The sequence below is a fragment of the Chryseobacterium mucoviscidosis genome (assembly GCF_002177115.1).
In the GTDB taxonomy this organism is placed as follows: domain Bacteria; phylum Bacteroidota; class Bacteroidia; order Flavobacteriales; family Weeksellaceae; genus Chryseobacterium; species Chryseobacterium mucoviscidosis.
Genome location: NZ_MVAG01000122.1, coordinates 401,223 through 418,996, shown reverse-complemented (window position 1 = coordinate 418,996; position 17,774 = coordinate 401,223). Strand labels below are relative to the sequence as shown.

Sequence of the window (17,774 nt, the reverse complement as noted above, 5' to 3'; positions counted from 1 at the left end):
GTACAATTAATATAAAATAGTGATTATGAAAAAGCTAATTTTAGGGATAGCTATCGTGGCATCTGCTTTTGTTTTTGGACAAAAAGAAGATACTAACGCTAAACTTCAGGAAGCTAATAAAGTTGCAATGGATGCTTATAATGCAAAAAACTATGCAGCGGCAGCGCCTAAGTTTATGGAAGTTTACAACTTGTTGAAAGCTAACGGACAGGACAATAAAGTATATATGTATTACTCAGGATTGAATTATGCGTTAGCAAACGATATTCCTCAGGCTACAAAAATATATACAGATTTGATCAGTTCCGGTTATACAGGTGTTGAAACCACTTATACGGCAAAAGACAACAAAACAGGTCAGGTTGCCAGTTATGATAAAAATACCTGGGAATTATTAAAGAAAACATCATCAAAAGACTATTCAGATTTTAAAACGGAACAGTCTCCAAGTGTTGAGCAGGATTTATATGAAACTTTAGCGACTTTATTAATCAATGCAAAGAAAAACGATGAAGCTTTAGCATTAATTGAAAAAGGACTGGCTAAATTTCCAAACAGCTCTAAACTGAAAGAATATCAGGGAAGTGCACTGTATGCATCAGGAAATACAGAAAAATTCATGGCAAATTTAAAGGAACAATTGGCTAAAAATCCTAATGATGCAACCAACTGGTACAATTTAGGAGTTCTTCAGGCAAAAGATCCTGCAATGTCAACAGAAGCCATCGCATCTTTCCAGAAGGCAATTGAATTGAAACCTGATTTTGCTAATGCTTATCAGAATTTAGTATACACAGTAATCGGAGACGATGAAAAAGCTGTATCTGAAATCAATGCATTAAGAAAAACAAAACCGGACGATGCTACAAAATTAATTGAAGCAAGAAAAGAAAGGTTTACAAAAGCAATTCCTTATGGGGAAAAATGGCTTCAGGCATTACCAAACGATATTACAGCGGTTCAGGTAATGAAGGATGTGTATAATACATCTAAAAATACAGCCAAGTATAATGAAATGAAAGCTAAAGAAGCTGAATTGGCAGCAAAACAGCCTGCAAAATAATTTCAGATCTTTCATTAAATATAAACCGGAACATTTTTGTTTCGGTTTTTTTATTCAGTAGAAACAAATATTTTCTTGCTTTAGTAATATTCTGTCATTCTGAAAGAAGCGAAGCGTATTGAAGAATCTTATTCTATTGACCAAATTTAATCCTCAAAAAAAATTGGGTTTTGTACTGAAATAAAGTTAGTTTTCCAATATTTAGCATTATTCAATTTTTTCAGCCAAAAAGTATATAATATTAACCTTAGTTCAGATAAGAAATAAATTTAAATAGTCGATTTATCGCATTATACTAATTTATCGCAAAGAAAAACAAAAGATTTTTTAATTATTGAAAGTTGGTAAGCTAAACAAAAGCACTTCGTTTATTTAAAAAAGACAAAAATAGTATTACTTTGATAAGTTTTACGCCTTTGTATATCTTAAAAGCTTAATTCCTGATAATTGAATCTCTTTGTTTAACGTTGCGCTTAATAAGACTTATCCCGAACTCAGGTTAAAATAATTTCAAGCATTAAAAACAACTAATATTAGAACTAAAATTCCAACGATTATCATCAAAAATCAATGTTAAAATTCTATGCAATTCCGTATCTTTGAGAAAAATTTTTACAAAAATGATTGAGTGGAAAACCGCCAAAGAATACGAAGATATTACGTACAAAAAATGTAATGGGGTAGCGAGAATTGCTTTCAACAGACCGGAAGTTCGTAACGCTTTCAGACCAAAAACAACTTCAGAATTATACGATGCTTTTTATGACGCTTATGAAGATCCGAAAATTGGAGTAGTCCTGCTTTCAGGAGAAGGGCCAAGTCCGAAAGACGGAGGTTGGGCATTTTGCAGTGGTGGAGATCAGAAAGCGAGAGGACATCAAGGGTATGTAGGAGAAGACGGAAGACACCGTTTAAATATTCTTGAAGTTCAGCGTCTCATCCGTTTTATGCCAAAAGTCGTAATCGCGGTAGTTCCGGGTTGGGCTGTTGGTGGAGGACACTCTCTTCATGTGGTTTGCGATTTAACTTTAGCAAGTGAAGAACACGCAATTTTCAAACAAACTGATGCCGATGTTACCAGTTTCGACGGTGGTTACGGATCTGCTTATCTTGCAAAAATGGTAGGACAGAAAAAAGCCCGTGAAATTTTCTTTTTAGGAAGAAATTATTCCGCTCAGGAAGCTTTCGAAATGGGAATGGTAAATAAAGTGGTTCCTCATGCAGAACTGGAAGATACAGCCTATGAATGGGCACAGGAAATTCTTGCAAAATCTCCGACTTCCATCAGAATGCTGAAATTTGCCATGAACCTTACAGACGACGGAATGGTTGGGCAGCAGGTTTTCGCAGGTGAAGCAACACGTTTGGCGTACATGACGGAGGAAGCAAAAGAAGGAAGAAATGCATTCCTTGAAAAAAGAAAACCAAATTTCGGAGACGATCAGTGGATATCTTAACATAAGTAATTGGCAATGAGTAATGAGCAATAAGAACATTACTTATTACCAATTACTCATTACCTATACATATGAAAGATTGGATAAAAGCCGCAAGGCTTAGAACGTTGCCGCTGTCGCTCAGCGGAATTATTATGGGAGCTTTCATTGCAAAATGGAGGCTTTATGGTGAAGGTGGAATCTGGGACTGGAGAATTTTTGCTTTGGCATTAGTCGTGACTTTATTATACCAGATTCTTTCTAATTACGCCAATGATTACGGAGACGGAATTAAAGGAACCGATGCCAAAAGAGCGACAGAAGCAGAAGCAAGAGCAGTAGCCTCAGGAAAAATTACGGCAAAACAGATGAGAAATGCAGTTATTCTTTTCTCCGTTTTATCTTTTATAGCAACAGTAGCCCTTTTATATGTGGCGTTTATTCCCGATTATATGAATGAATTTTACATATTCATCGGTTTGGGAATCTTGAGCATTTTAGCCGCAATTGGTTATACGGTGGGTAAAAAACCTTACGGATACATGGGATTGGGAGATATTTTTGTATTTATTTTCTTCGGTCTGGTTTCTGTCTGCGGAAGTTATTTCCTGTTTACCAAATCGTTCAGTTGGGATATGTTGTTGCCCGGAACCGCAATCGGAATGATGAGCATGGCTGTTCTGAACCTGAACAATATGAGAGATATTGAAAGCGATAAACAATCAGGGAAAAACAGTTTTGCACTGAGAATCGGCTTCAAAAATGCAATGATTTATGAAATGATTCTTTTACAGCTTCCTCTGATTTTAATTTTGTTGTTCTTAGGAGTCAATGGTTTTTTCCAGACGCAGAATTACAAAGTGTTTATTGTGATGATCTTAATGATTCCTTTAATGAAAATCAGAAGAAAGATTATGACCGTAAAAAATCCGAGAGAACTGGATCCTTTCCTGAAACAGGTAGGAATCATGACCTTTATGATTGCGGCTCTTACCGCAGCAGGACTTAATCTGTTTGGTTAAAATAATAATATGACAGCTTTAAAAATTACCTCCTGTTTATCCGTAGCAGCAGCATTCATTATAATTTACAGTTTAATTAATGAAATGCAGGATGGGGCGTCTTTCTCAGAGATTGCCTTTCTGCCATTTTTAATCCTGATTGCTGTTTTGGCAAACGCGGTTATGGCGGTGCTTTTTTTAGCAGGAAAAATAAAGCTGATAAAGGAATTCCTTATTATCCAGATTTTTATCTTGATGCTTACCGGCTTCATGATATTTCAGATTTTATTTAATTCAACAATTTCAGACTAAATCAAAATATAATTTTTAAATAAATTAAAATGAAAATACAATACTTAGGACAAAATTGCTTTTTGTTCACCTACAAAGACAAAACAATATTATCAGATCCATTCTACAACTATAAAAAGGCGGAGTCAGGATTCGATATTTCTGCACAGAAAATCGATTATATTTTATTGACTCACGCTCATGGAGATCACATTGCGGATGTAGAGGAAGTTTTACAGCATCATCCTGAAGCAACACTTATTGCAGTTCCCGAAATCTGCGGATACTTTAAAAATGCAAAAAATACAGACGATGTCAACTTAGGAGGATCAGCAAAAATCGATGATCTTAAAATTTCTATGGTTCCGGCTCATCATACAAGTTCGTTTCCGGACGGAAGCTATGGCGGCGTTCCTGTAGGCTATATTTTCAGACTTCCTGAAGGTAAAAACCTGTATATGGCAGGAGATACCGGAGTAATGGCAGATATGGAGCTGTTTCCAAGGTTATACGGTAATTTAGACCTTTCCATCCTTCCGATCGGAAGTCACTACACAATGTGCCCGAGAAAGGCAGCATTTGCAGCAGCAGAATTATTAAAAACTCCAAAAGTAATCGGATGTCATTTTGATACTTTCCCTGCTATTGAAATTAATCATGAAAGTGCATTAAAGCATTTTGAAGATAAAAATGTAGAACTTGTTTTACCAAAACTGGGAGAGACGTTCGAATTTTAAATAAATGTTGAGAGGTAATTTGAAAACAGGAATCAAAATGTTGAAGTATATAAAAACAAAAAAAGATAATTATCCAATTACCTCTCTTCAACTTAAACCAATAAAAAATGGCAAGCTACCTAAATCACACCGCTACGACCGATTACCTTTGCTGCGTTCCCACCCTGGAGGATTCTCAGGAGCTGGTTGTTTAGGACTTGCCGTTGCAAAGGTAGGAATATTTTGCAAAACTCAAAACTTTATTAAAGAAAATTAATGGAAAAAATTGGCTTGCAGAGGTAGTTTGCTGAAATTCAGACCAATAATTTTTCAAAAATTTTCAAAAAAATTAGATATGACGAAGAGCCCTTCCACATTAGGAATTTTACTGTTTGGCGCTACGATGATTGTTTTTTTCGTGGTGTATTACTTCTTTTCAGGAGTTAATTATTTTGATATTTCATTGAAAGCCAATGCTTTCGTTTTACCGATTCTGTATGCGGGAGCCGCATTCTGGTCGGTGAAATCGTACTGGAGCAGCCACAAAACGGTGAACTTCAAACAAGCATTCAATAGAGCTTTCGTTCCCATGTTTATCGGGGGAATTTTATCCATTTTCAGCATTTATGCTTTCTTAAATTTTGTGGATACAGACGCAAAAAAGCTGTTGAATTATCAGTATGTAACAAGACAGAAAGCGGAAATGGATAAAGAATATTATTCCGCAAGAAAAGTTTTAAAGCACCAGAAAGACATTGATGAACTGGATAAAAAGTACAAAGAAAGGCTTCCAAGCTTCTCTCCGGAGGCGGTGAAAGGAAAAGATATGCTTACTGCAAGTCATTTTTCAGGATATTTTGCGGCAATTCTTATATTTTACGTAGTTTTGTCAGTGTTTTTCGGAGCGTTTTTCAGAACAAAAACAATCTATCAGGAAGAACAAAATCAAGAATAATTTTTTATTAAAATTAAATGAATTTATCTATAGTTATTCCGTTACTGAATGAGGAAGCTTCTCTGGAAGAGCTTTTTTCAAGGATTGATAGCGTTTGTAAATCAAACAGTTTATCTTATGAAATCTGGTTTGTAGACGATGGAAGTACGGATCTTTCGTGGAGCATTATCGAGAATCTGAAAGTACAACATCCTCAGATCCACGGAATTAAATTTTCTAAAAATTACGGAAAATCTCAGGCGCTTCATGCTGCCTTTGAAAGAACAAACGGCGATGTTATCATCACCATGGATGCTGATTTACAGGATTTTCCGGAAGAAATCCCTGAACTGTACAACATGGTTGTTCAGGATAATTACGACATTGTTTCCGGCTGGAAAAAGAAACGTTTTGATAACGTAATGACGAAAAATGTACCGTCGAAATTATTCAATGCCGCAGCAAGAAAAGTGTCCGGTGTTTATCTTCACGATTTCAACTGCGGACTGAAAGCTTACAAAAAGCAGGTCGTAAAATCAATTGATGTTTACGGAGATATGCACCGTTACATTCCGGTTTTGGCAGCAAATGCAGGATTCAGAAGAATTACAGAAAAAGAAGTACAGCATCAGGCGAGACCTTACGGAACTTCAAAATTCGGAACCGAAAGGTTTATCAGAGGATTTCTGGATCTGGTAACGCTTTGGTTTGTAAGTCGTTTCGGGGGAAGACCGATGCATTTCTTCGGAGCGGTAGGAACTTTAATGTTTATTGTAGGTTTTCTTTCTGCACTTTGGCTGGGTGTTTCAAAGCTGATTGATGTGGCAAGAGGAATTTATGGTCATTTAATTACCAATAATCCGTGGTTTTTTATCGCTTTAACCATGATGATTATGGGAACCCTGCTTTTCGTTGCAGGATTTTTAGGTGAAATGATTATCAGAACCAACAGAGAACATAAAAATTATAATATTGACGAAGTAATTTAACGGAAAAAACAATATATTTAATCATTAAATATGAATAAAAAACGTTGTTTGAACTGTGGTCATTCGGTTTCCGATGAGTATTGTGCTCATTGCGGACAGAAGTCTGACACGGCAAGAATAACCCCGGTTTTATTCATTAAAAATGATGTTTTAGGCTCTATATGGCATGTAGAAGCAAGATTTTTGAATACATTGAAAGAGGTTTTAATAAGACCCGGAATAACCGCAACCAATTACATCAGCGGAAAAAGAATAAGGTATTATAATTTTATTTCGCTGTTGCTTATTCTTTTTGGGTTTAACGTTATAGCCTTTCATCTGTATGTTGATACTGCTAAAATAGATCTAAAAGCAGAAGATTCTAAAACCATAGATTTTTTCACAAAATATTCAAAAGCAACATTATTGCTTCTGATTCCTATTCTTGCCTGTAATGGGTGGATTGTCTTCAGAAAAATAAAGTTTAATCTTGCAGAGCATTTTGTAATTGCTACTATAAGTTTAATCGGGATTCTTGTTTTTTTTCTCACGGATGATCTCATTAGTATCATGGGAACTTACAAACCTCTTTCAGGAATTTCTGATGGTATTGACAGGGTTTTGGAAACTGCATTTATTTTCTTTCCTGCATTCGTTTATATAAATGCATTCAGGAAAAAATACTCTTGGGCAGGGTTGGCTTGGAGACTTCTCGTATTTTACATATTAGTTCTTTCAGAAGTTCTTTTTTTAATGTTGTTTATTGAAAAATTCCTATAATTTAAAATGAAAAAAATACTTTTAATCATCATAATAGCTTCTGCGGTTTCCTGCGGAAAAGTTTCTCCGAAAGGGAATATTGAAAGGAAGGACGTAGATGTTTCAGAATTTGTAAACCTCGATCTGGAAGGAAAATTCCGTGTGTTTTATGCAAGAGGAAACAAAAATTTTATAGAAATCGAAACCTATCCTAATGTCGCCGATAATCTTGAGGTGGATGTAAAAGATAAAACCTTAACCATCAGAGAAAAACGAGGAACAAAAGGAGTTGATTTTTATAATGTAACGATCTATTCAAAATACAATCTGGAAAAAGTAACCGCTTCAGATTCTGTAGAAATGAACATTTCGAGCGAAATTAAGACCGATAATTTTAAGCTTAATTTAAAAAATTATGCTACATTTATGGGTTCGGTAAATACAAGAAGGGCAGAAGTAGAAATGATGAACCGAAGCAGAGCTAATTTTCTGGGGCAAACCAAAGATGCTGTGATTAAAGTTTCTGATACCGCAAGTCTTATCGCTCCCTATTGGAAAATCGAACATCTGAATATCGATTCTAAAAATGGGAATTACGCCGAAGTGAATGTAAAAGATTCATTGAAAGGACATATTCAGAATACGGCTAAATTTGTGTATTATAATGATCCGATTAGGGCTTTTAAAATTGATAAAACGACAAGGGTAGAAAATAAGAAATTAGATTAAGCAGGAAGTTGGAAGAAAAAAATTATACAGCAAGTAGCATTCAGACTTTAGAAGGAATGGAGCATGTAAGGCTTCGTCCTAAAATGTATTTTGAAGATTGTTTTAAAGAAAACAATTTAAATGCTCTGGTATTTGGATCTCTTTGCCATGCTATTGATGAATATTTTGATGAAAATTGTAGTGAAATTATAATTAATGCTGTAGGAAACTCATTAAAAATTGAATATAATGCAGGAATGTCTTTAGAAAAATCTCACGATTTAACTATAGCGGAATGCATTATGACCAAAATCGGCGCATGTAGCAATGAGAAGAAGCATTTGGAAGTAGGTGATGAATTTTGTCGGGTTGGAATGGCAATAATTAATGCTGTCTCTGAAATATGTGAACTTAAGACAATTTTCAGCAGACAAAAAGGTCATTTTATTTTTGAAAAAGGAAAAACAGTATCGAAGGAAATTATTAAAACGGATAATTCTGAGGATTTTACAACAATAAGCTTTGAGATCAGCAAAGAGATTTTTGGAAATTTTGTTTTTGAATTAAATGAGTTGCAATTGAAATTAAATGCTTTGAAAGAAAGACTGCCAAATTTAAAAATTGAGACAAATAATTTATAAATAAGTGCTTGTCATTTTGCATCCAGATAAAGAATCTTTTATAAACAGATTTCTCCTTCGTCGAAATGACAAATGCTGAAACGATAAAACAAATAAATTAAAACCGGAACTTTATAAAAATTAGAAAATACAAATATGACAACATTAGAAAAAGCAAAACTTTGGTTGGGCGAAACATTTGATGAGGAAACAAGAAAGGCTGTTCAGGAATTAATTGACAGCAATTCGCCTGATCTGGAAGACTCTTTTTACAGAGAACTGGAATTCGGAACAGGAGGAATGAGGGGAATTATGGGTGTCGGAACCAACCGTTTAAATAAATATACTTTAGGTCAGGCAACACAGGGACTTGCCAATTATATGTTAAAGCAGTTTCAGGGAGAAGAAATTAAAGTGGCAATTGCTTATGACGTAAGAAATAACTCGAAAGAATTCGGAAAACTGGTGGCTGATGTTTTAACGGCGAACGGAATTAAAGTATTGCTTTTCAAAGATCACAGACCGACTCCTGAATTGTCATTTACCGTGAGAAATAAAAAATGTCACGGAGGAATTGTTTTAACGGCTTCTCACAATCCGCCGGAATACAACGGTTACAAAGTATACTGGAATGACGGAGCGCAGATTGTTCCGCCACACGATGAAGCAATCATCAATGAAGTTTATTCTGTGAAATTTGAGGAAATTAAATTCAACGGAAATGATGATTTAATCGAATGGATCGGGGAAGAGCAGGATGATGTGTACATTGATGCATGTATCGAAAATTCTACCTATCAGAATGTTGGAAAAGAAAATTTAAACATCGTTTTCACATCCATCCACGGAACAACTTATACAACCGTTCCGAAGGCATTGGAAAAAGCAGGATTCAAAAAAATTGATCTTGTGAAAGAGCAAATGATCCCAAGTGGAAATTTCCCGACGGTAGATTCTCCGAATCCGGAAGAACCGGCCGCTTTGGAAATGGCAATGGATCTGGCGAAAATTACCAATGCAGATATCGTAATCGGAACAGATCCGGATGGTGACAGACTGGGGATTGCAGTAAGAAATCTTGACGGTGAAATTGAATTATTGAATGGAAACCAGACCAATACGATCCTTACGTACTATATTTTAAACGAATGGAGAAAGCAGGACAGAATCACAGGAAAAGAATTCATCGGTTCTACGATCGTAACTTCAGATATTTTCTTTGATATTGCACAGAGATTTGGTGTAGACTGTAAAGTCGGATTAACCGGATTTAAATGGATCGGAAAAATGATCCGTGATTTCGAAGGAAAAGAAAAATTCGTTTGCGGGGGCGAAGAAAGTTTCGGTTTCATGACCGGAGATTTCGTACGTGATAAAGATTCTTGCGGAAGTATTGTTTTAGCCTGCGAAATTGCAGCGTGGTGTAAAGCCAACGGAAGAACGATGTACCAATACATGATTGAAATTTATCAGGAATTGGGAATGTATTATGAAGGATTGGTAAATCTGGTAAGAAAAGGAAGAGACGGAGCAGAAGAAATCCAGAATATGATGAAAAACTTCCGTGAAAATCCTCCAAAAGAATTGGCTGGTTCATTGGTTGAAGAGGTAAAAGACTTTAAAGAACAGACTAATTTCATTGTTTCAAAAGGTGAGAAGCAAGTAATGAACGATATTCCGAAATCGAATGTATTGATTTATTACACTCAGGACGGAACCAAAGTGTGCGTAAGACCTTCAGGAACAGAACCGAAGATTAAATTCTATATTTCTGTAAAAGATTCCATTACTTCTGAAGCAGATTTCAGAGATAAATTGAAGTCTTTAGAAGCAAAAATAGAAGAAGTAAGAAAGGATTTGAAATTAGATTAATTTCATTCGATCTTCATGATAAAGAGAAGTTTAGCGGCTTTTATTCTGTTGATTTTTATTTTTTCCTGCAAAAAAGAAGCCCCAAAAACTTCTGTAGGAAAGATTAAAAAAGACACCGTTTCAAAAGCAGAAACAAAAGAGGATTTGTTTAAGCCTATTGATACTGCCTGTTCTTCAAGGAATAAGACGGAAGATTACATTGCAGCTTTTCAGTGGTATCAGCAGAAAGCAGAAAAAGAAATTACTCAGAATTCACCTGAACAGAATGATAAATTATACGAAGATTATATCAGGATTCGTGAAAAATATACAGACTGTTTAAGCGAAAGTCTGAATAAGATCCTTGAAGAATATGTGAATTATTATGATTCCGAAAGCAACAGTTACAAGTTTCCTGAAAATATAAAGAAACTGATTGCCGAACTGAAGAAAGCTGATCTTGAATTTATAGAAGTAGGAGAAGGATATACCGAAATACATTCGGTTCCGGATCATTATTTTTCTGTATTTAAAGATAAAGTAACCCCGGATTATAATACGTATATCGAACAGTTAGCGAAAGAAAGCGAAGGTCTTTATTCGGCGGATGCAGGATTGGTAATTTCATGGAAAGAGTTAGGAGAAAGGACTGTTTTTTGGGAAAATTTTATAAAAAAATATCCTAAAAGTTCATTGATTTCCAGAGTAAAAGAAATATACAATAATTATTTGTATGATTACTTATTCGGTATGGAGAATACACCAACTTACGAGTTTTTGGATGGAACCATATATGACGAAAACAGGAAAGAATTCAATAGGATCATAAAGAAATATCCGAATTCTGCTGTAGCTAAAAAGGCAAAAGAATTAATCAGCCTTCTGGATGCAAAAGTTCCTGAAGAAGAAGTTGTAAGAAAAATAAATATTAGAAGAGAATATTAAATAAATTTAAATAAAATAAAGTGAAAGTTTCAAAATTAGCGGCGAACCTGATTGGTTCTGAAATTGTAAAAATTGGTAATGAAGTAAATGATTTAAAGGCAAAAGGAGCAGAAATCGCGAATCTTACGATTGGTGATTTAAATTCTAATATTTATCCGATTCCGGCAAAATTGAAGGAAGAAATTCAGAAAGCTTATCAGAATAACCTGACAAATTATCCGCCTGCAAACGGACTTTTATCTTTAAGAAAAGAAGTTTCCAAAGATTTAAAAACAAGATGGAATTTAGACTATTCACCCAATGATATTTTAATTACGGCAGGTTCAAGACCTTTGATCTATGCGGTGTACAAAACAATCGTGGACGAAGGTGATAAAGTAGTGTATCCGATTCCGTCTTGGAACAATAATCATTACGCTTACCTTACTTCTGCCAATGCCGTAGAAGTAAAAACCACTCCTGAAAACAATTTCCTTCCGACTGCGGATGATCTTAGACCACATCTGGAAGGAGCCGTTTTACTGGCACTTTGTTCTCCGTTAAATCCTACCGGAACCATGTTTACAAAAGATCAGCTTTCTGAAATCTGCGAACTGGTTTTAGCGGAAAATAAGAAAAGAGGTGAAGACGAAAAGCCTTTGTATTTAATGTACGACCAGATTTATTCTAACCTTACTTTTGGTGCAGAACACGTAGATCCGGTTTCTCTTTTCCCTGAAATGAAAGAATTTACGGTCTATATCGACGGTATTTCAAAATGTCTTGCCGCAACAGGAGTTCGTGTAGGATGGGGATTTGGTCCGGTTCATATCATGGACAAAATGAAAGCTCTTTTAACGCACGTTGGAGCTTGGGCGCCAAAACCAGAACAGGAAGCAACAGCAAAATATTACGAAAATCCTGAAGACGTAAATGAATTTGTTGAAGATTTTAAAGGTAAACTGGAAGCCAGCCTGAAAGTTCTTCACGGCGGAATTCAGGATTTGAAAGGAAAAGGACTTTCTGTAGACAGCATCGAGCCTATGGGAGCACTTTATCTTACGATTAAATTAGATTATATCGGAAAAATAAAACCGGACGGAGCGGTGATTGAAAACTCTTCTGATCTCGTATTCTATTTAATCAATGAAGCAGGTGTTGCTTTGGTTCCTTTCTCTGCTTTCGGGGAAGAAAAATCAGAACCTTGGTTCAGAGCTTCTGTAGGAGGTTTGGCAATCGAAGAAATTGAAGTCATGATGCCAAAACTGGAAAATGCTTTAAATGCTTTAAAATAAAATATTGAAAAAATATACCAATCTAACAGTGTAACAGTTTAATAATTGTTACACTGTTAGATTTTTAAATTATTATATTGATAGTATGAAAATTATCGCAGTTATTCCCGCACGTTACGAAGCAAGCCGTTTTCCGGCGAAACTGATGCAGTTGCTTGGAGATAAAACCGTTATCACAACCACTTATCAGAATGTCGTGGAAACAGGTCTGTTTGATGAAGTTTTTGTGGCAACAGATTCTGAAATTATTTTTGATGAAATCATTCAGAATGGTGGAAAAGCCGTAATGACCGGTCAACATGAAACCGGAAGCGACCGTATTGCAGAAGCGGTGCAGAATATCGACTGTGATATCGTGATCAATGTTCAGGGAGATGAACCTTTTTTAAAATTAGAACCTTTACAACAATTAATTGAAGTTTTTCATCAGGATGACAATCAGGAGATTTCTTTGGCTTCGTTGAAAATAAAACTCACTGAAAAAGAAGAGATTGAGAATCCGAATAACGTGAAAGTAATTACCGACAACAATGGTTTCGCATTGTATTTCAGCCGTTCTGTGATTCCATTCCATCGTGAAATTTCGTATAGTGTTGATTATTTCAAACATATTGGGGTCTATGCCTTCAGAAAACACGCTTTGATCCAGTTCTCAAAACTGGAAATGAAACCTTTGGAGATTTCAGAAAAGATAGAATGCATCCGCTATCTCGAATATGGTATGAAAATCAAGATGATAGAAACCAATTTCGTTGGCGTAGGAATAGATACGCCGGAAGATCTTGAAAAAGCAAGAAGATTAATTTAAAAACGTGATGTAATTCACATTTTCAAATTGTTTCATTTTCAATTTTTCAAATTAAAAAAGCCTTATATTTGAATTGATAAAATAAAATTAATGAAGAAGTTACTTTTAGTATTCGTCCTGATGATTTCACAATCCTTTTTTGCGCAGACCGCCAAAGAAATTATTGATAAAAACATTGAATTGTCCGGAGGATTAACCAATTGGAAACTATTAAATTCAGTATTGCTGCAGGGAAGAGTTATCCTAGGAATCAAGGATGAATATCCTATCAAAATTTATCAGCAGCGTCCGAATCTTACCAAAACCGTCATCACCATTAGCGGAAAAGATACAGCCATTGAAGGCTACGACGGATCAAAAGGATATGCCATGAATTATGCCACCAACAAAGTTCAGGAATATGCAGGATATGTAGCGGAAAGTTTCGACAATGATTTTATAGACTGGGAAAATAAAGGATTTGAAGCGAAATATTTAGGCAAAGAAGTGGTAGGAAATATTTACTGTCATAAAGTGGAATTAACTAAAAATGTTAACAAAAACATCTATTATTTCGACACAAAAAACTATATGTTGCTGAAAGAAGTGAAAAAAGATGAAACTTTAACATATTCAGATTACAAAAAAGTCGGAAATTTATCCATGCCTTTCAGGATAGAATCTTCCAGTGCAAAAAAAGACGGAGATTACGTAATGCTCATCAACAGGATTGATATTAATAAGGTATTTCCTGCCAATACATTTAAATTTTAAATCAGATAATAAAATTGAGTTATGAAAAAGTTATTTTTAATGTTCTTGTCAGTTGTTGCATTTTTCAACAGCTGCGCTCAGAAAAAAAGTGAAGAATCTAAAGCCAAAACAAAAGAACTTATGGGAAAATCAATATACGACTTCAAGGTTGATGCCTTGGAAGAAGGAAAGCAGATTAACTTTGCAGATTTTAAAGGAAAGAAAATCCTAATTGTAAATACTGCTTCAGAATGTGGATTCACTCCTCAATATGCTGATCTTGAAAAAGTTGCTGAAGAATATAAAGACAAATTGGTGGTAGTAGGATTTCCTGCCAACAATTTCGGAGGTCAGGAACCGGGAAGCAATAAAGAAATCGGAGCTTTCTGCCAGAAAAATTATGGAGTAACATTCCCGATGGCTGCCAAAGTTTCAGTAAAAGGAAGCGACACAGCTCCAATCTTCCAATATTTAACGGAAAAAGATTTAAATGGAGTAAAAAATACAACGATCCTTTGGAATTTCACCAAATTTTTGGTGGACGAAAACGGAAAACTGATCGATTCTTTCGTAAGTACAACAAAACCAACGGACGAAGCGATTACGAAATATTTGAAATAACTAAATTATTGAATGGATTTTCTGGATCGGTTTGAAGCCTGTATCATGAGCGGAGCCATTGGCGATGCGTGGGGAAGCAGTTATGAAAACGAAGTTAAAACCGAGAATTCGCAGATTTACTATTTAGGAAAAAGGAATACCAGGCGAAGAGTTTGGAGTATTACAGATGATACTCAGATGACTTTAGCAACTTGTGAAGTTTTAACTGAAGGTAAATTTAACCCTGAAAATCTTATCAATAAGTTTACAGAATATTACAGAAGCGGGAATTTAAAAGGAATTGGCGCTTCTACACTTAAGGCAATTTTAGATACCGAAGCCGGAATTCACTGGAGTCAGGCAGGACGAATCGGAGAATTTGCCGCAGGAAACGGAGGAGCGATGAGGATTGCTCCTTTCGCTTTTTTTCAGGATGTAACGAGATCAGATATCTACGAAGCCTGTAAGGTAACACATAGAAATGATGAAGCTTTTGCCGGAGCTTTTGCTGTTTTTCTTTCCATAAAAGCAATTCTGAATTCTGATTGGAATGGAAGAAATAATCTTTTTGAGATCATTATTCCTGAAATTCCTGACACGAACGTAAGAGACAGATTAATTGAAATCAATTACAAAGGAAATCGTTGCTCAATTTCAGAAATATCCAAATTGGGCAATAATGGATATGTAGTCAATTCTGTTCCTTTTGCTATATTTTGTTCCACTAAAATTCTGGATTTAGGATTGGAAAAAGTGTTTCAGGAAATCATTGATTGCGGAGGAGATACGGATACCAATGCTTCTATTGCAGGACAGATTGCGGGAACATTAATCGGAACCAAAAATATTCCTGAAGAATTAATTTTAAAACTGAAAAATTTACCGGATTATAATTGGATCAAAGAAATTATTGAGACAACAAAACATAAAATTAGGTTAAAATTTTAATCATTACTCTTCTCCGCAAAACAAAAAATATTTCCCAATTTTATACTGGAATATCCATTGCTTTTAATCTTGGAAGAATTAATCATTGCTTTCGCCAAAACATCTGTCGGTAAAGGTTTCTGACTTTCTAAGAGTCCTAATTTATTGGCAAATTTAATAATACGGCTTCCCAAAACTTCTCCCGTTCTGTCGGAATCTTTCCTTTCAAGCATTCCGGGTTTGAAAATAGTAATCTTGTTGAAATGTAACTGTTTTACAGCATCCTCCAATTCTCCCTTCATTTTAGAATAGAAAATTTTAGATTGGGGATTCGCTCCGTAAGCAGAAACCAAAATGTAATCGTCTACATTATTTTCTTTGGCAGCTTTTGCAAATTCGTACTGATAATCAAAATCCACTTTTCTTTGTGCTTCCTTGCTTCCGGCGGCTTTTAAAGTTGTTCCGAGACAGGAAAATGCAACATCACCTTTCACTTCACCTTTCCATTCTTCAGGTTTTTCAAAGTTGACGATATGTACTTTTAATTTATCATTTTCAATTTCAAGAGGTTTTCTCACAAAAACATTTACTTCTTCAAAATCTTTATCCTGAAGTAGCTGATTCACAAGGTCTTTTCCTGTAGCACCTGTTGCGCCGATAACTAAAGCTTTCATAAAGAATTTGATTTTAATTAATAATTGAAGAATTTCCCTACTAAATTTACAAAATTTTAATAATATTGAACTCGCAATTTTTAAACCAATTAAATGGACGCCAACGAAATTCTGGAATATTGTTTATCGAAAAAAGGAGTAACCGAAAGTTTTCCTTTTGATAATGAAACCCTTGTACTAAAAGTAGGAACGAAAGTATTTTTATTGATGGGTCTTGAAAGACAGCCTCTCGGAATCAATGTAAAAACAGATCCGGAATGGAGCGCAGAACTTCGTGAGCAGCATCCTCAGATTACGGGCGCTTATCACATGAACAAAACCCATTGGAACTCTGTGGTTATCGACGGTTTAAGAAAAGATTTAATTCTGAAAATGATCGATCAGTCGTATGAACTGGTCTTTAAATCTTTGACGAAAAAAGTTAAAGAAGAAATTTTAAACAGTTAAAAATTATACTCTTGCGTTAATCTTTTATCATCGTCTAATCTTTCAATCAGTTTTTCAAGCCCTTCGAATTTAATTTCATCGTGAAGAAAGTCTCTGAATTTTACGGTAATTTCATCATCATAAATATCTCCTTCAAAATCAAGAATATAGACTTCCACAGTAAGTTTTTCGCCATTTACGGTCGGATTGGTTCCAACGCTTAACATTCCTTTATATTGCTGACCTTTCACAAAAACTTCAACAATATAAGCTCCTTTTTTAGGCAAAAGTTTAATGGATTCCGTTTCGATATTGGCGGTAGGATAACCTATTGTTCTTCCGATTTTTTTCCCGTGAACCACTGTTCCGGAAACAGAGTAGGAGTATCCCAACATTTCATTGGCCTCTTTAATGTTTCCTGCTGAAAGTGCATTGCGGATTTTTGTAGAACTGATGTTATTCTCGTGAATATTAATGGCTTCCATCTGTTCAACTTCAAAATCCAACTCTTTTGAAAGTTTCTGAAGCAGTTCAAAATTGCCACTTTTATTTTTTCCGAATGAATGGTCGTAACCGATAATCAGATATTTTACATTCAGTTTCTCAATTAAAATCTGGCGTACAAATTCTTCTCCCGTTAAATTTCTGAATTCCTCATCAAATTCCTTTAGAAATAAATTTTCGATGTTGTATTTTTCCATCAGAAATTTTTTTTCTTCTAAAGTATTTAAAAGCTTAAGATCTTCATTGGGATTAAAAACAAATCTCGGATGTGGCCAGAAAGTAAGAACTGCAGTTTCCAGATCGTTCTGTGAACCTACGTTAATTAATTCATCAATAATACTTTTATGCCCAAGATGAACCCCGTCGAACATTCCTAAAGACAATGCTAATGGCTTCTGAGAGGTATAATCTTTAAAATTTTTGAAAACTTTCAAACCGGAAAAATTTTGACTGCAAATATAGGAAATAATGTAACAAAGTATCAATATAACAGTTTGCCAATATTTAATCTATACTTATTGGTATATTGCTAAACGA

At 35.0% G+C, this 17,774-nt stretch carries 20 protein-coding genes and 1 other RNA gene; 18 read left to right on the top strand and 3 right to left on the bottom strand.

From position 1 onward, the window contains the following. Positions 1–25: 25 nt before the first annotated feature. The 5 genes from B0E34_RS13760 to B0E34_RS13740 all read left to right on the top strand — a co-directional run bounded on the left by B0E34_RS13760 (position 26) and on the right by B0E34_RS13740 (position 4,528). Positions 26–1,063 (top strand): tetratricopeptide repeat protein, encoded by a 1,038-nt coding sequence (locus B0E34_RS13760; RefSeq protein ID WP_087710290.1) that lies wholly within the window; start codon positions 26–28, stop codon positions 1,061–1,063. A 620-nt stretch (positions 1,064–1,683) separates the two neighbouring features. After that, on the top strand, positions 1,684–2,520 hold the full coding sequence (locus B0E34_RS13755; protein ID WP_076390536.1) for a 1,4-dihydroxy-2-naphthoyl-CoA synthase: 837 nt from the start codon (positions 1,684–1,686) through the stop codon (positions 2,518–2,520). A gap of 71 nt (positions 2,521–2,591) precedes the next feature. Further along, positions 2,592–3,521, top strand: coding sequence for a 1,4-dihydroxy-2-naphthoate octaprenyltransferase (gene menA, locus B0E34_RS13750; protein WP_087710289.1), 930 nt, complete (start codon positions 2,592–2,594; stop codon positions 3,519–3,521). 9 nt (positions 3,522–3,530) lie between these two features. After that, positions 3,531–3,812 (top strand): hypothetical protein, encoded by a 282-nt coding sequence (locus tag B0E34_RS13745; protein WP_087710287.1) that lies wholly within the window; start codon positions 3,531–3,533, stop codon positions 3,810–3,812. A gap of 29 nt (positions 3,813–3,841) precedes the next feature. Further along, positions 3,842–4,528: a metal-dependent hydrolase gene (locus B0E34_RS13740; RefSeq protein WP_087710285.1), complete on the top strand. Its 687-nt coding sequence runs from the start codon at positions 3,842–3,844 to the stop codon at positions 4,526–4,528. A 105-nt stretch (positions 4,529–4,633) separates the two neighbouring features. Here B0E34_RS13740 and ffs read toward each other — a convergent pair. Beyond that, positions 4,634–4,731, bottom strand: an RNA gene (gene ffs, locus B0E34_RS13735) — signal recognition particle sRNA small type. A gap of 131 nt (positions 4,732–4,862) precedes the next feature. Between ffs and B0E34_RS13730 the strand changes: the two genes are divergently transcribed. From B0E34_RS13730 to B0E34_RS13675, 12 genes are all read left to right on the top strand, one after another. Then, positions 4,863–5,462 carry a DUF4199 domain-containing protein gene (locus B0E34_RS13730; RefSeq protein ID WP_087710284.1) on the top strand — a complete coding sequence of 200 codons (600 nt, stop codon included), beginning with the start codon at positions 4,863–4,865 and terminating at the stop codon, positions 5,460–5,462. Between the two features lie 17 nt (positions 5,463–5,479). Continuing rightward, on the top strand, positions 5,480–6,430 hold the full coding sequence (locus tag B0E34_RS13725; RefSeq protein ID WP_087710282.1) for a glycosyltransferase family 2 protein: 951 nt from the start codon (positions 5,480–5,482) through the stop codon (positions 6,428–6,430). Positions 6,431–6,478: 48 nt separating this feature from the next. Then, positions 6,479–7,189: a DUF3667 domain-containing protein gene (locus B0E34_RS13720; RefSeq protein ID WP_165762989.1), complete on the top strand. Its 711-nt coding sequence runs from the start codon at positions 6,479–6,481 to the stop codon at positions 7,187–7,189. 6 nt (positions 7,190–7,195) lie between these two features. Beyond that, positions 7,196–7,897, top strand: a complete 702-nt coding sequence (locus tag B0E34_RS13715; RefSeq protein ID WP_087710278.1) for a GIN domain-containing protein — start codon at positions 7,196–7,198, stop codon at positions 7,895–7,897. Between the two features lie 8 nt (positions 7,898–7,905). Continuing rightward, positions 7,906–8,517, top strand: a complete 612-nt coding sequence (locus B0E34_RS13710) for a DNA topoisomerase IV subunit B family protein (protein WP_087710276.1) — start codon at positions 7,906–7,908, stop codon at positions 8,515–8,517. Positions 8,518–8,652: 135 nt separating this feature from the next. After that, entirely contained in the window at positions 8,653–10,368 is a 1,716-nt protein-coding gene (locus tag B0E34_RS13705) for a phospho-sugar mutase (RefSeq protein WP_087710274.1), read from the top strand. Between the two features lie 15 nt (positions 10,369–10,383). Next, the gene (locus tag B0E34_RS13700) at positions 10,384–11,292 is read left to right on the top strand and encodes a hypothetical protein (RefSeq protein WP_087710272.1); all 909 of its coding nucleotides are present in this window, start codon (positions 10,384–10,386) and stop codon (positions 11,290–11,292) included. 20 nt (positions 11,293–11,312) lie between these two features. After that, positions 11,313–12,566, top strand: a complete 1,254-nt coding sequence (locus tag B0E34_RS13695) for a pyridoxal phosphate-dependent aminotransferase (RefSeq protein ID WP_087710270.1) — start codon at positions 11,313–11,315, stop codon at positions 12,564–12,566. Between the two features lie 85 nt (positions 12,567–12,651). Beyond that, a complete protein-coding gene (gene kdsB / locus B0E34_RS13690; RefSeq protein WP_087710268.1) occupies positions 12,652–13,374 on the top strand; it encodes a 3-deoxy-manno-octulosonate cytidylyltransferase in 723 nt (240 codons plus the stop codon). Between the two features lie 90 nt (positions 13,375–13,464). Beyond that, positions 13,465–14,127, top strand: coding sequence for a histidine kinase (locus tag B0E34_RS13685; protein ID WP_087710267.1), 663 nt, complete (start codon positions 13,465–13,467; stop codon positions 14,125–14,127). 21 nt (positions 14,128–14,148) lie between these two features. After that, positions 14,149–14,727 carry a glutathione peroxidase gene (locus B0E34_RS13680; RefSeq protein ID WP_076390161.1) on the top strand — a complete coding sequence of 193 codons (579 nt, stop codon included), beginning with the start codon at positions 14,149–14,151 and terminating at the stop codon, positions 14,725–14,727. A gap of 12 nt (positions 14,728–14,739) precedes the next feature. Beyond that, positions 14,740–15,654, top strand: coding sequence for an ADP-ribosylglycohydrolase family protein (locus B0E34_RS13675; protein WP_087710265.1), 915 nt, complete (start codon positions 14,740–14,742; stop codon positions 15,652–15,654). Here the strand turns inward: B0E34_RS13675 and B0E34_RS13670 are convergent. Next, positions 15,651–16,307 carry an NAD(P)H-binding protein gene (locus tag B0E34_RS13670; RefSeq protein ID WP_087710263.1) on the bottom strand — a complete coding sequence of 219 codons (657 nt, stop codon included), beginning with the start codon at positions 16,305–16,307 and terminating at the stop codon, positions 15,651–15,653. The genes B0E34_RS13675 and B0E34_RS13670 overlap by 4 nt on opposite strands. 93 nt (positions 16,308–16,400) lie before the next feature. Between B0E34_RS13670 and B0E34_RS13665 the strand changes: the two genes are divergently transcribed. Continuing rightward, on the top strand, positions 16,401–16,754 hold the full coding sequence (locus B0E34_RS13665; protein ID WP_087710262.1) for an MmcQ/YjbR family DNA-binding protein: 354 nt from the start codon (positions 16,401–16,403) through the stop codon (positions 16,752–16,754). Here B0E34_RS13665 and B0E34_RS13660 read toward each other — a convergent pair. Continuing rightward, positions 16,751–17,671: a bifunctional riboflavin kinase/FAD synthetase gene (locus tag B0E34_RS13660; protein ID WP_087710260.1), complete on the bottom strand. Its 921-nt coding sequence runs from the start codon at positions 17,669–17,671 to the stop codon at positions 16,751–16,753. The genes B0E34_RS13665 and B0E34_RS13660 overlap by 4 nt on opposite strands. Positions 17,672–17,774 lie beyond the last annotated feature (103 nt).